The following is a 16,313-nucleotide window of genomic DNA, read 5'->3' as shown; positions in this document are numbered from 1 at the left end:
CACAGTTTACTTTACACCCTCAGACCCCCAAAAAAAAAGGCCTGAAACATATGTTTCAGGCCTTTTTGATTTTTATAACTCGCTAAGCCAGTTGCTTTTCTAATTTCTCGTTCAAAACAGACTTTGGAACAGCGCCGATTTGTTTATCAACAATTTCTCCATTTTTGAAGAATAACAAAGCAGGGATGTTACGAATTCCATAACGTACTGAAATCTCTGGATTCTCATCCACGTTCACTTTCCCTATAACCGCTTTTCCTTCATAATCCTTAGCCAATTCCTCCACTACAGGACCTACCATCCGACATGGTCCACACCATTCTGCCCAAAAATCGATTAATACTGGTTTGTCTGATTTTAAAACAACTTCTTCAAAGTTGCTATCTGTAATTTCTAATGCCATAATCTTTTAATTTTTATAAACCGAAGTTATATTTATATTTTTTAATTGCTAAAATCTATAAACAAAGATAATAACAACTATTAATGTAATTGTAATCTTAATTACACAAATTCCAATCCAAACTAGTTCAATCTATAATTTATACCTTCAAACTTATCAATGCATTCCAAAAATTCATTTGTAAGGTTTATTTTCAGACTTTTAGCTGGCATTTCGACAGATATCTCATCCTGCGGATCCCAAATTTTAAACTTCAATTGACAACTTGGCACAACACCTTCAATCTCGTTTTGCGCAAGTATATCCTTAATTCCATCTAAAAATGCTTCGTCCAATTTAGGCAAAGGAATATTGATCGTAAAACTTTTAGCCATCTTTTCACGAAGATCAGAAAGCAATTGTACACTGCGTAGCTCAAAGCCCCAATTTCCGACTTGTCTAAAACGCTCCTGCACCAAGCCTCTTAACTGCACAAAGTATCCTTCCTGCAAATATCCTTTTAACTTCACATACTCTTCCCCAAATACAGCCATATCATAGGAATCACTATAATCTTCAATGATAAAAGAAGCAAAGGGCTTACCATTCTTAGTCAATCGATGGTTTGCAGAAGCTATAATACCCCCTATTACTAATTCCTTATTTTTGATTCGATTAAACTCAAGTAAAGTCTCTTCATCAACCTCCGCCGCCTTAACCTTATTGATCAATGCTAAGTCTGAAACCGAATTCTGGCAAAAATGCTCGATCTCAAAACGATAGGTATCCAATGGATGACTAGTTAGATAAATACCAATGACCTCTTTCTCATATTTAAGCTTCTCAATTAACCCCCATTGTGGACATGGCGCCAACACGGGCTCTGGCAATTCGGCTCCTCCATCAACACCAAAAAGACTTGCCTGGGCTGAACTTTCATTTTCCTTATAACGCTGTCCAAAACGTATCGCCTTTTCCATGCCGGTTGAATTTTCATCGGAGTGGAAATATTGTGCACGATGTGTATTTTCGAAGCTATCGAATCCCCCAGCATAAGCTAAGCTCTCAAATGCCTTTTTATTGACAGCACGTAGATCAATACGCTTAGCCATATCAAAAACGGATTTATATAAACCCGATTGCCTTGTCTGAACAATAGCATCCACGGCCCCTGCTCCAACACCCTTTACAGCGCCTATTCCAAAACGAATAGCACCTCGTTCATTCACTGTAAATTTATAATAGGATTCATTCACATCAGGTCCAAGTACTTCCAACCCCATACGCTTACATTCCTCCATAAAGAATGTTACTTGCTTGATATCATTCATATTGTTAGAAAGTACAGCCGCCATATATTCAGCAGGAAAATGTGCTTTCAAATAAGCTGTCTGATAGGCCACCCACGCATAACATGTGGAATGGGATTTATTAAATGCATAACTCGCAAAAGCTTCCCAATCGGTCCATATCTTCTCCAAGACTTTGGCATTATGTCCCTTCTCCTCGGCCTGCGAAATAAACTTAGGTTTCATCTTGTCAAGTACAGCCTTTTGCTTCTTACCCATGGCCTTCCGCAGTACATCGGCATCACCTTTCGAAAATCCAGCTAACTTTTGAGATAAAAGCATTACCTGCTCTTGATATACTGTAATACCATAGGTTTCTTTCAAATACTCCTCACAGGCATCCAAATCGTAAACAATCGGATCTATACCATGCTTACGCTTAATGAAACTGGGGATATATTCAATTGGCCCTGGACGATAGAGTGCATTCATAGCAATCAAATCTGCGAATACCGTAGGTTTAAGGTCACGCATGTACTTCTGCATCCCTGGAGATTCATACTGAAATACACCAATCGTTTCCCCACGTTGAAAGAGCTCATACGTAAGTTCATCATCAATTGGAAACTGATCTGGATCCAGTACAATACCATGACTTAATTTGACATTCTCGACGGTATCTTTAATCAAAGTCAGCGTCTTTAAACCTAAGAAGTCCATTTTTAGCAAACCAGCACTTTCCACCACGTGGTTATCAAACTGGGTTACATAAAGGTCAGAGTCTTTTGCTAAAGAAACAGGAACAAAGTTAGTAATATCGTCGGGTGTGATAATAACGCCGCAGGCATGAATACCGGTATTTCGTACAGAACCTTCCAATACCCGGGCTTGCCGAATTGTTTCAGCTTCGAGCCCAGCACCATCGGCAATAGATTTCAATCTATTGACGGCTTCAATTTCCTCTGTCCTTAGCTTCTCCTTTAAACCAGCGTCATCTAGCGTAAAAATTTTGGATAATTTAAGATTTGGAATCAGCTTAGCAATTTCATTAGCATCACCTAAAGGTAAATCAAGTACACGGGCTGTATCTTTAATGGATGATTTAGCAGCCATTGTACCGTAGGTAATAATCTGAGCAACTTGACTTGCACCATATTTATTGATTACATATTGCATGACGCGTCCACGCCCCTCGTCATCAAAATCGATATCAATATCGGGCATAGATACACGGTCGGGATTTAGGAAACGCTCAAAAAGCAAATCGTACTTAATCGGATCGATATTGGTAATGCCAAGACAATAGGCCACAGCTGAACCAGCAGCAGATCCCCGTCCAGGCCCCACCGACACTCCCATCGCTCGTGCGGCTGCAATAAAATCCTGCACAATCAAAAAGTAACCAGGATAGCCGGTTTTCTCGATAGTAGCCAACTCAAAGTCTAGCCGCTCACGAATATCATCCGTGATTTCTCCGTAACGTTTTTTAGCACCTTCATAACAGAGGTGCGCGAGGTATTTATTCTCGCCTCGTTTTCCGCCATCCTCAAGATCCGCTTCAACCTGAAACTCTTCGGGTATATCAAATTTAGGCAGGAGAACATCGCGATTTAGTTTAAAAATCTCAACTTTGTCAACTATCTCCTGAATATTCAAAATTGCTTCGGGAAGATCCTTAAACAGCGCCTTCATTTCGTCAGAAGACTTGAAATAATATTCCTGATTCGGCAAACCAAAACGGAATCCCCGGCCCCTACCTTTTGGAGTCGAAAGCTTCTCCCCGTCTTTCACACATAATAAAATATCGTGCGCATGAGCGTCACCTTTCTTCTCGTAATATGTATTGTTGGTCGCGACAATTTTAACCTGATATTTGCGGGAAAATTTAAGCAAGGTTTGGTTCACACGGTCCTCATCTTCCTGGCCGTGGCGCATTAACTCGAGATAAAAATCATCACCAAAGTGCTCCTTCCACCATAGCAATGCCTCCTCGGCCTGGCTCTCCCCTATATTCAGTATTTTATTGGGAACTTCTCCTTGCAGGTTTCCTGACAAAGCGATAACATCCTCCTTATATTGAAGAATAAGATCTTTATCAATCCGCGGCACATAATAGAATCCTGCAGTGTAGGCGAAAGAAGCTAGCTTCGCCAGATTATGGTAACCGCGCTTATTTTTTGCCAACAAGACAATCTGATAACCATTATCTTTTCTGGACTTATCTTTGTGGTTTTCACAGACAAAAAACTCACACCCCACAATGGGCTTTAAGAGCTGACCAGTAGGTTCTTGTCCATTCTCAATAGCTTCCGCATTTTGAGCTTCAATTTCCTTATTATGACCTATAACGCGAGAAACAAACTCAAAAGCCCCCATCATATTGCCATGATCCGTTAATGCAACAGCCGGCATATTATCCTTGATCGCTGCCGAAACCAACCTATCGTACGACATCGTGGACTGAAGGATCGAAAACTGAGAATGGTTATGTAAATGGGTAAATTTAGCATCCTTTAGGGCAGCCAGCGCTTCAGCATCCACAACAACCCTAGCCTCCTCAGGCTCAGACTGCCGTCTAATTTCATCAGAGGCGGCTTTTAAGTTTACATGCTTCAGCCCTACAGTAGGTATCGGACCCGGATTATTGATTTTAAAATCAACGAAGTAACCAGTATCTACCTGAAGTTCTTCGGCCGTAAACACTTCTCTTCTCACCAGCTCCAGAAAACAACGTGCTGTCGCCTCTACGTCGGCAGTGGCATTATGTGCTTCGGCAAATGGCACTCCAAATAAATAGGAATGTAGCTCGGTCAAATTGGGCAACTTAAACCGCCCGCCACGACCACCAGGAATCTTCAGTAGTTCAGCGGTTACTTCCGTACAGGTATCTAAAACAGGCATATTCGCCATATCGGATGTGACACCATAGCGATAAAATTCGCAGCCCATGATATTCAAATCAAAACCAATATTCTGCCCAACGACAAACTTAGCTTTATTTAATGCGATATTGAATTTCTCCAGCACCTCTTGAATTGGCAACCCTTGCTCTTCCGCCAATGCAGTGGATATACCGTGTATTTTTTCAGAGTCATAGGGTATATCAAATCCATCTGGCTTAATTAAGAAATCTTGATGTTCGACCAAATTCCCCATCTCATCATGAATCTGCCAAGCTAATTGAATACAGCGAGGCCAATTGTCCGTATCCGTAATTGGCGCGTCCCAACGCTTAGGTAAACCTGTCGTCTCCGTATCGAAAATAATATACATAAAATTCTAAACCCTTTTAATCCAACACATTAAACACAATACAATTTGCATTTTTTTGGATTTGAAATTTACGAAATTATTAGAGAAGATTGTGTCAGATTTTTGCGAAAATAAACTATCGAGATAGCACATTACAGAAGAAGATCTCTTAAACTAACGCTAACAGAAAGCTGAATTGAGACCTACCTATCGTACATCAACAGTCTGTCGTCATAAATTTTTCGCTAAGGAGGGATGCAAACATATCCTTGCTCAAATCGTCTAAAAAACAATCTTCCTATAGGGATAAATACATCAAATTCAATACTGTAATAGTTACACTATCCTAGGTATTTAGTATATTTGACTTTGACCCAAAAGTTCATGATTAAAGCTATCTTTTTTGACATCGATGGAACTTTACTAAGTTTCAAAACACATCAAGTTCCTGAATCTACTCAACGTGCATTTCAATTATTAAAAGAAAAAAATATTAAGGTATTTGTTTCAACAGGAAGATCATACAATCAGCTGGAGCATATTCATTATCTTAATTTTGATGGTTACATAACTTTCAATGGCGGATATTGCGTCACAAAGGAACAGGAAGTTATCTATAAAAATAATATTCCGGAAAAAGATATCCGCTCCTTATTGCACTATGCCAAAAAACGTGAAGACTTGACTTTTTCATTTATGTCAGAAAAAGAAATTTCGTTAAATCGGGCTACACCAGAGGTATTAGCGATGTACCAGCAGGTTAATGTCCCTACTCCGCCTATTCGCGATTACGAACGGGATTTTGATCTGGACACGGTGATGCAGATTAATGTTTTCATCAGTCCGGAAGAAGAAGCCGAATTTATGAGAAACGTGATGCCAAACTCAGTCGCATCAAGATGGACACCAATTTTCGCCGATGTTAACCCCATGGGGCAGAGCAAAAAAATAGGAATAGATGTTTTTTTAAATCATTTCAACTTCACCCCGGAAGAAACCATGTCATTTGGCGATGGAGGCAATGATATCACCATGCTAGCACACACACATATTGGAGTTGCTATGGGCAATGCAAATCCCGAGGTCAAGGAAATTGCAGATTATATAACAGACAGCGTCGATGATAATGGTATCTGGAATGCACTAAAACACTTCAACATCATCTAAAACAGCTGGACCGACAATGTTATTCGAGCGGTATTGCTGTTACTATTTAACAATAAATTATGCTTTTGTGGGAAGAGATAGGCTAATCGCTTTTGGAAATCAACTAATAATGTGTCACTAAACTGATCTTCCAAATAATGGTTTACGCGATAGCTAACTTCCCATATTAGCACCTTTGGTGAACCCGATAGTCGAATACGGACAGGATGGGAGGACATCGTATTATAACCATTTTTAACGGCATGCTGTATCATAGGGAAAAAAATGAGTGGTGGCAACATAATCTCCTCGTGGCATGGAAGTTTATTTTCCCATTTTACCGAAAAACCGTCCGCGACAACATGTTCTATTAGCTTCAAATACTGCTTCAACAAGTCAAGCTCGATCTGGATCGATTCAAACCGGTCGACCTGCAGCTCAAGCACCTGCTTTTGAAAAGCAAAATATTCATCCAGACTTGTTTTATCACCTTTTAAAAAATGCCCCATCAAAAAACTATCGAGCTGACTGTTCCTAAAAGACAAGCGATCCGCAAGTGCCAAAAGCTCCTCATTTATTAAGACCTTTTTACCAAAAAAACGATTTATTATACCAGACATTTGTTAAATTGCTATAGATTCCAAATACAAAAATAGAAAAACATTATGTCAAATATTGCAATAGTTATTGAAGAAAGGGCGGCCGATATAGGCAATTTCTTGGTTGGACGCCTTCTTCCCTTCAGGCAAAAACGTATGGTAGGCCCTTTTATCTTTATCGACCATATGGGACCTGATACGATTACCGAACCGCACTTCATGGACATTGCCCCACATCCACATATCGGCTTATCAACGCTGACTTATCTGTTCGAAGGCAATATTATGCACCGTGACAGCCTGGGAAATGCCGTGGAAATCAAACCTGGCGCAGTAAACTGGATGACGGCAGGAAAAGGTGTTACACACTCTGAAAGAACGCCGCCACAATTGCGATCCACATCCCATAATTTGCATGGACTGCAAATTTGGGTTGCTCTACCTAAAGAGCTCGAAAAAATGGAGCCTAATTTTGTACACATCGAAGAACCCCAGCTTCCCCACTGGACTGAGGATGGTGTGTCCTATCGGTTAATTGCCGGAGAAATTAAGGAGCATCGCTCCGAAGTCCCCGTTTACAGTCCGTTGTATCTGATCGAAATGAAAGCGGAAGAAGACTCGACGGTTAAACTGGGGGATAATCTCTACGGCGAAAGTGGCTTATACATCTTGGATGGAACTGTAAAAGCTGAAGGTCAGGAATTCGGACCAAAACAAATTTTGGTCGCTAAAGACGCAAAACTATGCGAATTCGAAATGAAAGCAGGTACTTCGGTATACATTTTTGGAGGAACTCCATTTCCTGAGCAACGTTATATTGACTGGAACTTTGTCGCCTCAGATATAGAAACACTTCGGGAAGCAAGAGCCAAATGGGAAAATCATGAATTCCCAAAAGTTCCAGGCGATAATGGCTATATTCCCATCCCACCAGCAAATCCAACCTTGAGCAAAAAAAAGGATCAATAAAATCATACTGAAAATCAAAATATCATCAAATTGAAGGAGAGCAGTTTAACATACTGACACAACAAATATTTACCAGAAAAGGCTTAAAATCATGAATCACTTGCAGCCTTTTCTGGTGGGCATCCCAATATAAACTGAATAAACAACTAATGGTCGATCCCACTGACGCCACCAGAAACGACCAACTTCATCGCGTCTGTGGGAGACATATCCAATTTTTTCACCTTATCCGCACTGATAATGACCACCTGTCCTGCAAAAGAATACGAGTATGGAAAATAGACCATCACTTCCTCCTCAAGACCTATACTTTTCAAATCATGCTGCGTCAAAAAACCGATCTTCTTCAGACCAAATTCATTGACAGTCACCAATACAGGCTCATTAAATTTCTTCGCATCACCAACAAATGCCTCAGTAAAGTCTTTTATGGAGGTGTACAATGTGTTTAAGAGTGGTATCCGTTTGATTTGGTGGTTAATCCAAACTTTAATTGGATCGGTCACAAAATTTGTAAATATAACACCGGCCAAAACCAGTACCAAAATGACCGTCAAAATACCTATACCCGGAATATAGAGCGGATGTCCCTTTTCATCCTCTAAAAAATGCTCGGTCAGATTTAACGAAGAATCAATTGATGCCACAATCCAGACAATTAGAAAGATCGCACCCGCCAATGGGACAACAACCAAAATCCCGCGAATCAAATAATTAATGAATCCCCTAATTAATTTTCTAAACATGATCTCAAAATAAAATACTATTCAAAAATGTAGAATATCCTTTATTATTCATAAAAATATACTCTTTTTACTCGCTGAGAAATACTCGTGAGCAATTCATAGGGAATCGTCCCGATTGCCTTGGCCGACGACTTTATATCGGGATATACGATAACTTCGTCTTCCTCACCTACCTCGACATCAGTTACATCAAGCATACACATATCCATACAAATATCTCCTATCGTAGGAACCAAAACACCGTTGACCATCATTTGACCTACCCCATTCCCAAAACGCCTGTCGTACCCGTCTGCATAACCAATTTTTATCGTTGCAATCTTACTATCTCTGTGCAGGACACCATGACGATTATATCCAACGGTCTCAGTGGCTGCAAGGTATTTTATCTGTGTTACATTGGTTTTTAGTATGCTTGCCTCACGGATTGGCAAATCATGACGCTCAATATCAACTCCATAGAGACCGATCCCCAACCTGACCATATCAAAATAAGCATTTGGCCACAATTCGATAGCTGAAGTTGCAGCAATATGACGGAGGAAAGAATATCCTATACCATCCTGCAAACGTCTTGTGCACTCATTAAGCAGATCAATTTGTCGCTGAGTAAATTCGCTATCTTTTTCATTTCCTGCAGACGCCAAATGGGAAAATGCCGACTTTACTTTTAAAATGGATGCAGTGTTGAGAAAAGTTATCAATTGATCGACCTCATCAGGCATAAATCCGAGGCGGTGCATACCTGTATCAATTTTAATATGAATTGGGAAGGAGGTTACCTGTTTACCCTTCAAAAAATTCAAAAAGGAGAACAAGATCCTAAAACTATAAATCTCCGGTTCAAGATTATATTGCACGATGGAATCGAAAGAACTTTCGTCGGGACTCATCACAACAATCGGTAGTGTAATACCAGCGCCCCGCAAATCAACTCCTTCATCGGCAAAAGCAACGGTAAGATAATCCACACGATTAAATTGCAAAAGATTGGCAATTTCAAAGCTGCCACTCCCATAAGAAAAAGCTTTTACCATGGTCATCAGCTTGACATGCTTGGGCAGTAATTGTCTGTATACATTCAAATTATTTTCCAGTGCATTCAGATTAATTTCAAGTACCGTATCGTGTGATTTAGCCACTAATTGCCGACTGATACGCTCAAAATGAAATTCCCGACCTCCTTTCAACAACACGGTGGCATTCTCAAAAGAAACGGATCTAATATCAGCTAAAAAAGCAGTTGTGTCCACATAAGAAATAGAAGGTACATCGAACTGCGACGCCACTTTTCGCAAAACTTTACCAATCAATATTAATTGATCCAAGCGGTACTCGCTAAGCAAACGTTTAAGCTTGGCCAAACTTTTTACATCATCTATACTGACACCTGAGATATCTGATAAAATCAACATCTTCAATGGATGTTGGCCCTGCTGATTCAAAAACTCGAGCGCGATCTGCAGTGCATCCAAATCATTACTATAGGAGTCATCGATAATTGAACTATTATTTTTTCCCTTTTTTAACTCGAGACGCATAGCCACGGGTTGTAGGTTTTTAATTCGAGCAGCAATTACCGCACTCTCGTATCCGAACCGCAACATCACCGCGACACAGTTAATTGCATTTTCTACATTCCCTTTGTCCACAAATGGCACTTCAACAGCGAACGTACGACTCATATAATAGAAGGTAACCTTTGTAAATCGATCATTCATCTGCTTGATAGAATAAACCTCTAAAGAAAGTCCTTCCTCAAGTCCCCAAGAAAACTTACGCGGTCGATAAGGCAGCTGAACATTTTCGAGATAACTATATGGAAAGATCATGGTTTCCACATGTGTAAAAAGCTGAAGCTTTTCATCAATCTTCTCCGCCTTCGATTCAAAACCTGTCTTATGTGCCACACCTATATTGGTCAATAAACCAATGGAAGGTTTGATCATCTGCTCGAGACGTGTCATCTCACCTTTTTCTGAAATTCCAGCTTCGATAATAGCGAGATTATATTCATCAGATAATCCCCAAAGTGACAACGCCACGCCAAGTTGCGAATTGTAGCTCTTGGGGCTTCGATAGATTTTGTATTCTGGCGACATCAACTGGAAAAGCCATTCCTTGACAATTGTTTTACCATTGCTACCTGTAATTCCTATGACGGGATAATGAAATTTTTGTCGATGAAAGGTCACTAATGCTTGCATGGCGACCAAACTATCTTCAACCCAAACAATATTTGCTCCCGATAACTCTACCTCCTGCTGTTCGTCAACTTGCAATACGAAATTCCGAACACCTTTAGCATAGGCCTCTTTCAAATAATGGTGACCGTCTCTATTTTTCTGCAATGCGAAGAAAATCCCATTATCAGCCTGAACGATCTTACGGCTATCGTAAAATAAATGTTGGACAAAAGAATTGGGATCCGTTACAAATGTGCGATTAGGATGAAAAATCTGAACGATTTCGGATATTTTGTACATTCTTTTGATATTTCTTTAATTGTGTCAAAACTGAACATTTTTTTAGTTATTTCATATTATTTTTGAAATTTTGACATTATGTTTGATAAAGAGAACAGAAACAAAAAGATATTGACACAGTTCCAGGCTCAGTTAAAAGCTGAGAACTATTGTGCGTATCAGGAACGTGCCCAACAGGAAGTTCGCGATAAACTCTATAGTTGGGGACTGAGCGAAGAAGAAGTTGAGAATGTGCTTGCCGATTTAATTGCTGAAAACTTCCTCAACGAGGAACGATTCGCCATTGCGTATTGCAACGGAAAACTCCGTATGAAAGGTTGGGGTAAAATAAAGATCAAACAGGCGCTGAAATTAAAAAGAGTATCCGAACCATTAATAAAAATTGCATTTAGACAGATCGACCTAGATGAATATGAGCAAATATTAAGTGACCTAATCGATAAGAAACGGCGTGAAATAGGTAGCAAAGATTTTTATACTGTAAAAAATAAACTTTATCAATTTGCATTATCTCGTGGTTTTGAAAGTGATTTAATTTTTTCTATACTGAATTCAAAGGAGTTATAAAAAACACTACAAGAAAGTAAATAAATATTTTGCAATATTGATTTTTCGCTCTATATTTGCATCACCAAAAAGGAACGCAATGATCCTTTAAAATTGAAATAAAATTCCAATGCGAAAATAGCTCAGCTGGTAGAGCACAACCTTGCCAAGGTTGGGGTCGCGAGTTCGAATCTCGTTTTTCGCTCACCTGCCTAGGTGGTGGAACTGGTAGACACGCAGGACTTAAAATCCTGTTCCCGTTAAGGGAGTGCGGGTTCGATTCCCGCCCTAGGTACAAGAAAGCTCATCTAACGATGGGCTTTTCTTGTTATAAATGCAATGCTTCCAAGAGATTTCTAGTATAACTAGAAATTGATCCCCAAAAAAAGTATTCCGATCCCTATTGCTTAACATATTTTGTTCATGGAAATGATCTAGGAATATATAAAATGTATAGGCATAAAAAAGCGGAATATATAGGATATTCCGCTTTCAATACAATGAACAGGCTCGAACTACTATTTTTTATCCAAAATAGTAACTTCTACCCTTCTATTTTTTTGACGTCCATCAGGAGTTTTGTTATCTCCAACTGGATTTGACTGGCCGAAGCCTTTTGCCGTGATACGAGACTCCGCAACACCTGAATCTACCAAGAATTTCTTTACTGACGCAGCTCTTTTATCAGAAAGCCACTGATTATACTCCACAGTGCCTGTGGCATCCGTATATCCGTCAACTTTGATTTTATTATTGCTTTCTTTCAAAATCAAAGCCAACTTGCTTACTTCAGTTTTTGCCTTTTCAGATAAATAAGAAGAGTTTGTTGGGAATAATAGATCGGAAGATATACTAAATTTAATTCCTTCATCCGTTCTTTTTGCATCATTAAAATCTTTTTTCACATTTTTCAAACCGTCATCAGTGCCATCTTTTGTTATAACTGCACCTGGATTGACTACAATAGCTTGTTGTTTACAAGAAAATAACGATAAACTTGCGCATAAGGTTAAAATTCCCAAATTGATTTTTCTAAGCATGTCGTTTCTTACGTATTTAATATCCATTTAAGCAAGTAAATATAGCGAAAAAAGTCAATAAGACTACCCGTTTCTTCCAAATCTAACGTAACAAATCTATTTCTTGGCATATACTTTTTCCAAGGTCTTTTTGACCTCAGGGATATTCTCATACAATTTCCAGATCATACCTGAATTTGCGTTCTCAATCATCACCGCGATTGTAGCCTGATTTCTTGCACGGTAGCTTTCAGAAACATCGTTGTTTTTAATATCAATCCAGCTTCTGAAGCCATACTGTGTAAATAACACATCGGCATATTCTTCATAAAATTTACGCAATGCTTTTAGACCAATCTCTTTTTCAAATGGGTAAGCTGCAATTGATATCGCTGGATTCACCAAATAACCTTGATATGAATCTTCAACTTTTTCTACCCCCCAAATATCTGTAAATCGCGTTCCTATGCTCATTTCATTGTCTCTGCGTTTATAAGCGAGGATATAGTCTGACAAATATTTTTTATAATCTACAAAATCATCTACTTTACCTTTTGGATCCATAATCAAGAAAGGGCGATAAACAGCCATTAATGATTCATTTAAACTCCCGCCAGCAATATTCTTGGCAAAAATAACCTTATCATCGGAATAGATCGAAGCAGCCGTATTTCCTAGATCACTAATTAATGGATTGGTGCTTATCGAGTGTGCTAATGAGTCATCTAACTTCATTTTAAGCTCTGGAGCCAAATCACTTGACTCATCCCCAAAATACAGTTCATTCCCTTTATGTTTGGTTGCAAATCCATTGGTATAAGCTGAAATCGGTAAGGGATGAGTAGGTGAAGACATTGCAAGCAAGTAGGTACCCAAACTCTCATTAAATCCACCCATCGGCCTGGATCGAGCAGTACTATCCACTGGAGACCACTTATCCCATAGTACATCGGCATTCTTTGCATCAGTAAAGTAGCCCCAATTTATACGCTCCCAAAGTTTTGTAATATTAGTTCTTAAGGTCTGCTCCTCAGGATTATCTTTAGCAAAATATTGTCGAGCGATTAAGAGCGACTCCATGATATGAGAAGTCCCGCGTAAGTCATAATTTGGAATTGAATCGCGATAGTAAGGCACCCCTGACCGACCATCGTAAAGCGCTGTAAAAACACCTTGGTGTTGTTGAGCACCACTCAGAAATTTGACAATCCGTGTCAACCTGCCCAATAGAGCCTGCCTCGATATTAAGTTATTCTCTCCTGCAACAAGCAATCCCAGTATGGCATAGCCCGTTTCATTGGTGGATACAATTGCTTGCCGATTTCCTCGATCAGACAGAAACATACCACTGTTTACATCATAGTTGTCTATAAAATAATTGACATGGGCATTCCGGATAAAATTTAACATCTCCGCATCCGTTCCCTTTTTTGTCTGTACCTCTCTAACTTCAGAGAAAGGCGATTCAACATAATTATAGTCTACCCATGCTATTTTGTAATAATATGGTTTGTTGTATTCGTCCACCCGATCCAGCGATTTCTGTACATAGATGGGCAAAATTGCTATTGGCTGATAATTAAGCTTGTCTTCTGAGCGATAAATTTTCACGTAGCGAATACTTGGTGTCAGAGGCAATTGCCATACCAGCTCAACTTGCTTATCTACCGAACTTATTTTGGACAAAATGGCAGCTGATGATAGTTTTACTTTCGGAAAGTTCTTGGGCAAAAATTCTATTTGATCTATAAATAATTGATTGGTCTGCAAAGAACTTCCATTTTGTTCAAGGATTAAGGCCGATACAGATTTGCCGATTGAAATTCCAGCAAATTTAGACACCGGAATAGATACGTTAAGCCAGGTATCATAATCAAACCCATCGATATAGCTGGCAATATCCACAGCATTTGTCCGTGTATCATTTTGTTGCAAAGTAACTTTAGGGAGTTGTCCCTTCTCAGTATTGCTTTGAATAAATAGTTTGAACGTCAGATGATCGTCTTTAGTAATTAAGTAAGGAAATTTCTGCTTGTCGTTTAAAATACTTGCTTCCCATTTCCCATTGGGAGAAGAAACGTACCGCAGTGAAAGTGAATTGCCCGGCGTAAAAAACAGGCTGTCCGAGACAGGTAAGCTATAACTTACATTCTGTATCCATGACTCACCTGTATAATGTGCAATACTTTTAGCGTAGCTCCCGTTGATAACGCTATTGTCAAATAAAACTTCAGGATAACTTTCGGATCTGGCCAAAGAAGGCAAGATCAATAACAAAATAAAGTAAAAATATTTTTTCAGCATAAGTCAACATTTTTCACAGGGCTACAATCAAAAACTAAGCCACCACTACGTTTATAACGCAAATGTAACAAAGGAATTCCAATGATATTATCCTCCCTAATTTTAATTTCAGAAAAAATGCGCTAAATTAGCCCTCTGAATATTTTCATAAAATAGATATATGAAAACCACGTTTGATTTTGAAAAGCCAATTGCGGACTTGCAATTGCAAATTGAGAAGGTAACTCAAGTTGCCGAAAAGACTCAAGTTGACATGAGCGCAACCGTTCGTGAACTGGAGGAAAAGCTTGCTTCGACAGAGAAAGAAATATACGGCAATTTAACCGGATGGCAAAATGTACAGATGTCACGCCACCCTGATCGCCCGCAGACTTATGATTACATAGAAGCGATCTGTGATGAATTCATCGAATTGCACGGCGACAGGACTGTTAAAGACGATAAAGCGATTGTCGGTGGGATGGCCTCTATAGATGGTAATGCGGTTATGATCATTGGTCATCAAAAAGGCAAAAATACAAAAGAGCGTCAATACCACAATTTTGGAATGGCCAATCCGGAAGGCTACCGAAAGGCATTGCGTTTGATGAAAATGGCTGAAAAGTTCAATAAACCCGTTATCACATTAATTGATACAATGGGAGCCTATCCAGGATTGGAAGCTGAAGAACGCGGACAAGGAGAAGCGATCGCACGTAACCTGATGGAAATGGCTGTATTGAAAGTGCCAATTATATGCGTTGTTATTGGCGAAGGAGCTTCAGGTGGAGCTTTGGGCATTGGTGTTGGAAACAGAGTCTACATGATGGAACATACGTGGTATTCGGTTATTTCCCCGGAATCTTGCTCTTCTATCCTCTGGAGAAGCTGGGATCACAAAGAAAAAGCTGCTGAGGCTTTAAAATTGACATCAACAGATATGCTTGGCAATGGACTGATCGACGGCATTATTCCCGAACCTCTTGGTGGTGCTCACCAAGACCCAGCCGCAGCTGCTGTTAACCTAAAAAATCAGTTGTTAAAAGATCTTGCCGAATTGACGGCTAAAGATAGCGATACATTAGTTTCTGAAAGAATCGATAAGTTTAGTAAAATGGGTGTTGTAACCGAATAACATCTCTTAACATGTATCTAATCATATAAAGCCAGCTGACCACTGGCTTTTTTTTGATTATTCTACCCCTAGAACAGGTATTTTTATATATAAAATAAGCTTTCACGGCCATCAGCCCTTTAGTCAATTCTCGAAGTGAAATAATAAATAAAAATTAATTCTTTAGTTTTTAAACAGTTATCATTATTTCAAAAAAAAGGGTAAAAAAAATTGGTATAAGAAATTTATTTCCATACCTTTGCATCACTTTCAAAAACAGAAAGGATTCCGTAGCTCAGCTGGTAGAGCAATACACTTTTAATGTATGGGTCCTGGGTTCGAATCCCAGCGGGATCACTAGAAAAAAGAAGCTGTCTCAAATTTATTGAGGCAGCTTTTTTATTAAATATGGCTATGCGATAGATTTGTGAGTTGTTTGTTGATTATTTCACAGAACTGGTCATTTGGGAAGAAAAAGAACA

The 16,313-nt window shown here is 39.2% G+C and carries 11 protein-coding genes and 3 tRNA genes; 7 read left to right on the top strand and 7 right to left on the bottom strand.

Translation table 11 applies throughout. The features are described 5' to 3' along the window. Positions 1-82: 82 nt before the first annotated feature. Positions 83-403: a thioredoxin gene (trxA, locus tag B2W36_RS08025; protein WP_209578826.1), complete on the bottom strand. Its 321-nt coding sequence runs from the start codon at positions 401-403 to the stop codon at positions 83-85. Positions 404-525: 122 nt separating this feature from the next. Then, positions 526-4,944, bottom strand: coding sequence for a DNA polymerase III subunit alpha (dnaE, locus tag B2W36_RS08020; protein ID WP_293885624.1), 4,419 nt, complete (start codon positions 4,942-4,944; stop codon positions 526-528). Between the two features lie 363 nt (positions 4,945-5,307). On the opposite strand from dnaE, the gene B2W36_RS08015 reads away from it, so the two are divergent. Then, a complete protein-coding gene (locus tag B2W36_RS08015; RefSeq protein ID WP_293885622.1) occupies positions 5,308-6,090 on the top strand; it encodes a Cof-type HAD-IIB family hydrolase in 783 nt (260 codons plus the stop codon). On the opposite strand, the gene B2W36_RS08010 is transcribed toward B2W36_RS08015, so the two are convergent. Then, entirely contained in the window at positions 6,087-6,689 is a 603-nt protein-coding gene (locus B2W36_RS08010) for a hypothetical protein (RefSeq protein WP_293887364.1), read from the bottom strand. The two genes, B2W36_RS08015 and B2W36_RS08010, sit on opposite strands and share 4 nt — an antisense overlap. A 45-nt stretch (positions 6,690-6,734) precedes the next feature. Here B2W36_RS08010 and B2W36_RS08005 point away from each other — a divergent pair, with 45 nt between their 5' ends. Beyond that, a complete protein-coding gene (locus B2W36_RS08005) occupies positions 6,735-7,637 on the top strand; it encodes a pirin family protein (protein WP_293887363.1) in 903 nt (300 codons plus the stop codon). A gap of 146 nt (positions 7,638-7,783) precedes the next feature. Here B2W36_RS08005 and B2W36_RS08000 read toward each other — a convergent pair whose 3' ends face one another. Together B2W36_RS08000 and B2W36_RS07995 are read right to left on the bottom strand one after the other, a co-directional pair. After that, positions 7,784-8,383 (bottom strand): DUF502 domain-containing protein, encoded by a 600-nt coding sequence (locus tag B2W36_RS08000; RefSeq protein ID WP_209578831.1) that lies wholly within the window; start codon positions 8,381-8,383, stop codon positions 7,784-7,786. A gap of 44 nt (positions 8,384-8,427) precedes the next feature. Beyond that, positions 8,428-10,869, bottom strand: a complete 2,442-nt coding sequence (locus tag B2W36_RS07995) for a bifunctional UDP-N-acetylmuramoyl-tripeptide:D-alanyl-D-alanine ligase/alanine racemase (protein WP_293887361.1) — start codon at positions 10,867-10,869, stop codon at positions 8,428-8,430. Between the two features lie 78 nt (positions 10,870-10,947). On the opposite strand from B2W36_RS07995, the gene B2W36_RS07990 reads away from it, so the two are divergent. The 3 genes from B2W36_RS07990 (at position 10,948) to B2W36_RS07980 (ending at position 11,710) form a co-directional block, all read left to right on the top strand. After that, a complete protein-coding gene (locus tag B2W36_RS07990; RefSeq protein WP_293887359.1) occupies positions 10,948-11,436 on the top strand; it encodes a regulatory protein RecX in 489 nt (162 codons plus the stop codon). A 111-nt stretch (positions 11,437-11,547) separates the two neighbouring features. Continuing rightward, positions 11,548-11,620: transfer RNA gene (locus tag B2W36_RS07985), tRNA-Gly, on the top strand. 5 nt (positions 11,621-11,625) lie between these two features. Further along, positions 11,626-11,710: transfer RNA gene (locus B2W36_RS07980), tRNA-Leu, on the top strand. A 223-nt stretch (positions 11,711-11,933) separates the two neighbouring features. Here the strand turns inward: B2W36_RS07980 and B2W36_RS07975 are convergent. Next, entirely contained in the window at positions 11,934-12,455 is a 522-nt protein-coding gene (locus tag B2W36_RS07975) for an OmpA family protein (protein WP_209578834.1), read from the bottom strand. A gap of 96 nt (positions 12,456-12,551) precedes the next feature. After that, a complete protein-coding gene (locus tag B2W36_RS07970; protein ID WP_293885587.1) occupies positions 12,552-14,738 on the bottom strand; it encodes a glucoamylase family protein in 2,187 nt (728 codons plus the stop codon). A 160-nt stretch (positions 14,739-14,898) separates the two neighbouring features. Between B2W36_RS07970 and B2W36_RS07965 the strand changes: the two genes are divergently transcribed. Beyond that, positions 14,899-15,852 carry an acetyl-CoA carboxylase carboxyltransferase subunit alpha gene (locus B2W36_RS07965; protein WP_209578836.1) on the top strand — a complete coding sequence of 318 codons (954 nt, stop codon included), beginning with the start codon at positions 14,899-14,901 and terminating at the stop codon, positions 15,850-15,852. 263 nt (positions 15,853-16,115) lie between these two features. Next, positions 16,116-16,188: transfer RNA gene (locus B2W36_RS07960), tRNA-Lys, on the top strand. Positions 16,189-16,313: the final 125 nt, after the last annotated feature.

The organism is Sphingobacterium sp. UBA3549, from assembly GCF_002376635.1.
Taxonomy (GTDB): domain Bacteria; phylum Bacteroidota; class Bacteroidia; order Sphingobacteriales; family Sphingobacteriaceae; genus Sphingobacterium.
The sequence above is the reverse complement of the archived record's forward strand: the minus strand, read 5'-3'. Positions and strand labels throughout refer to the sequence as shown.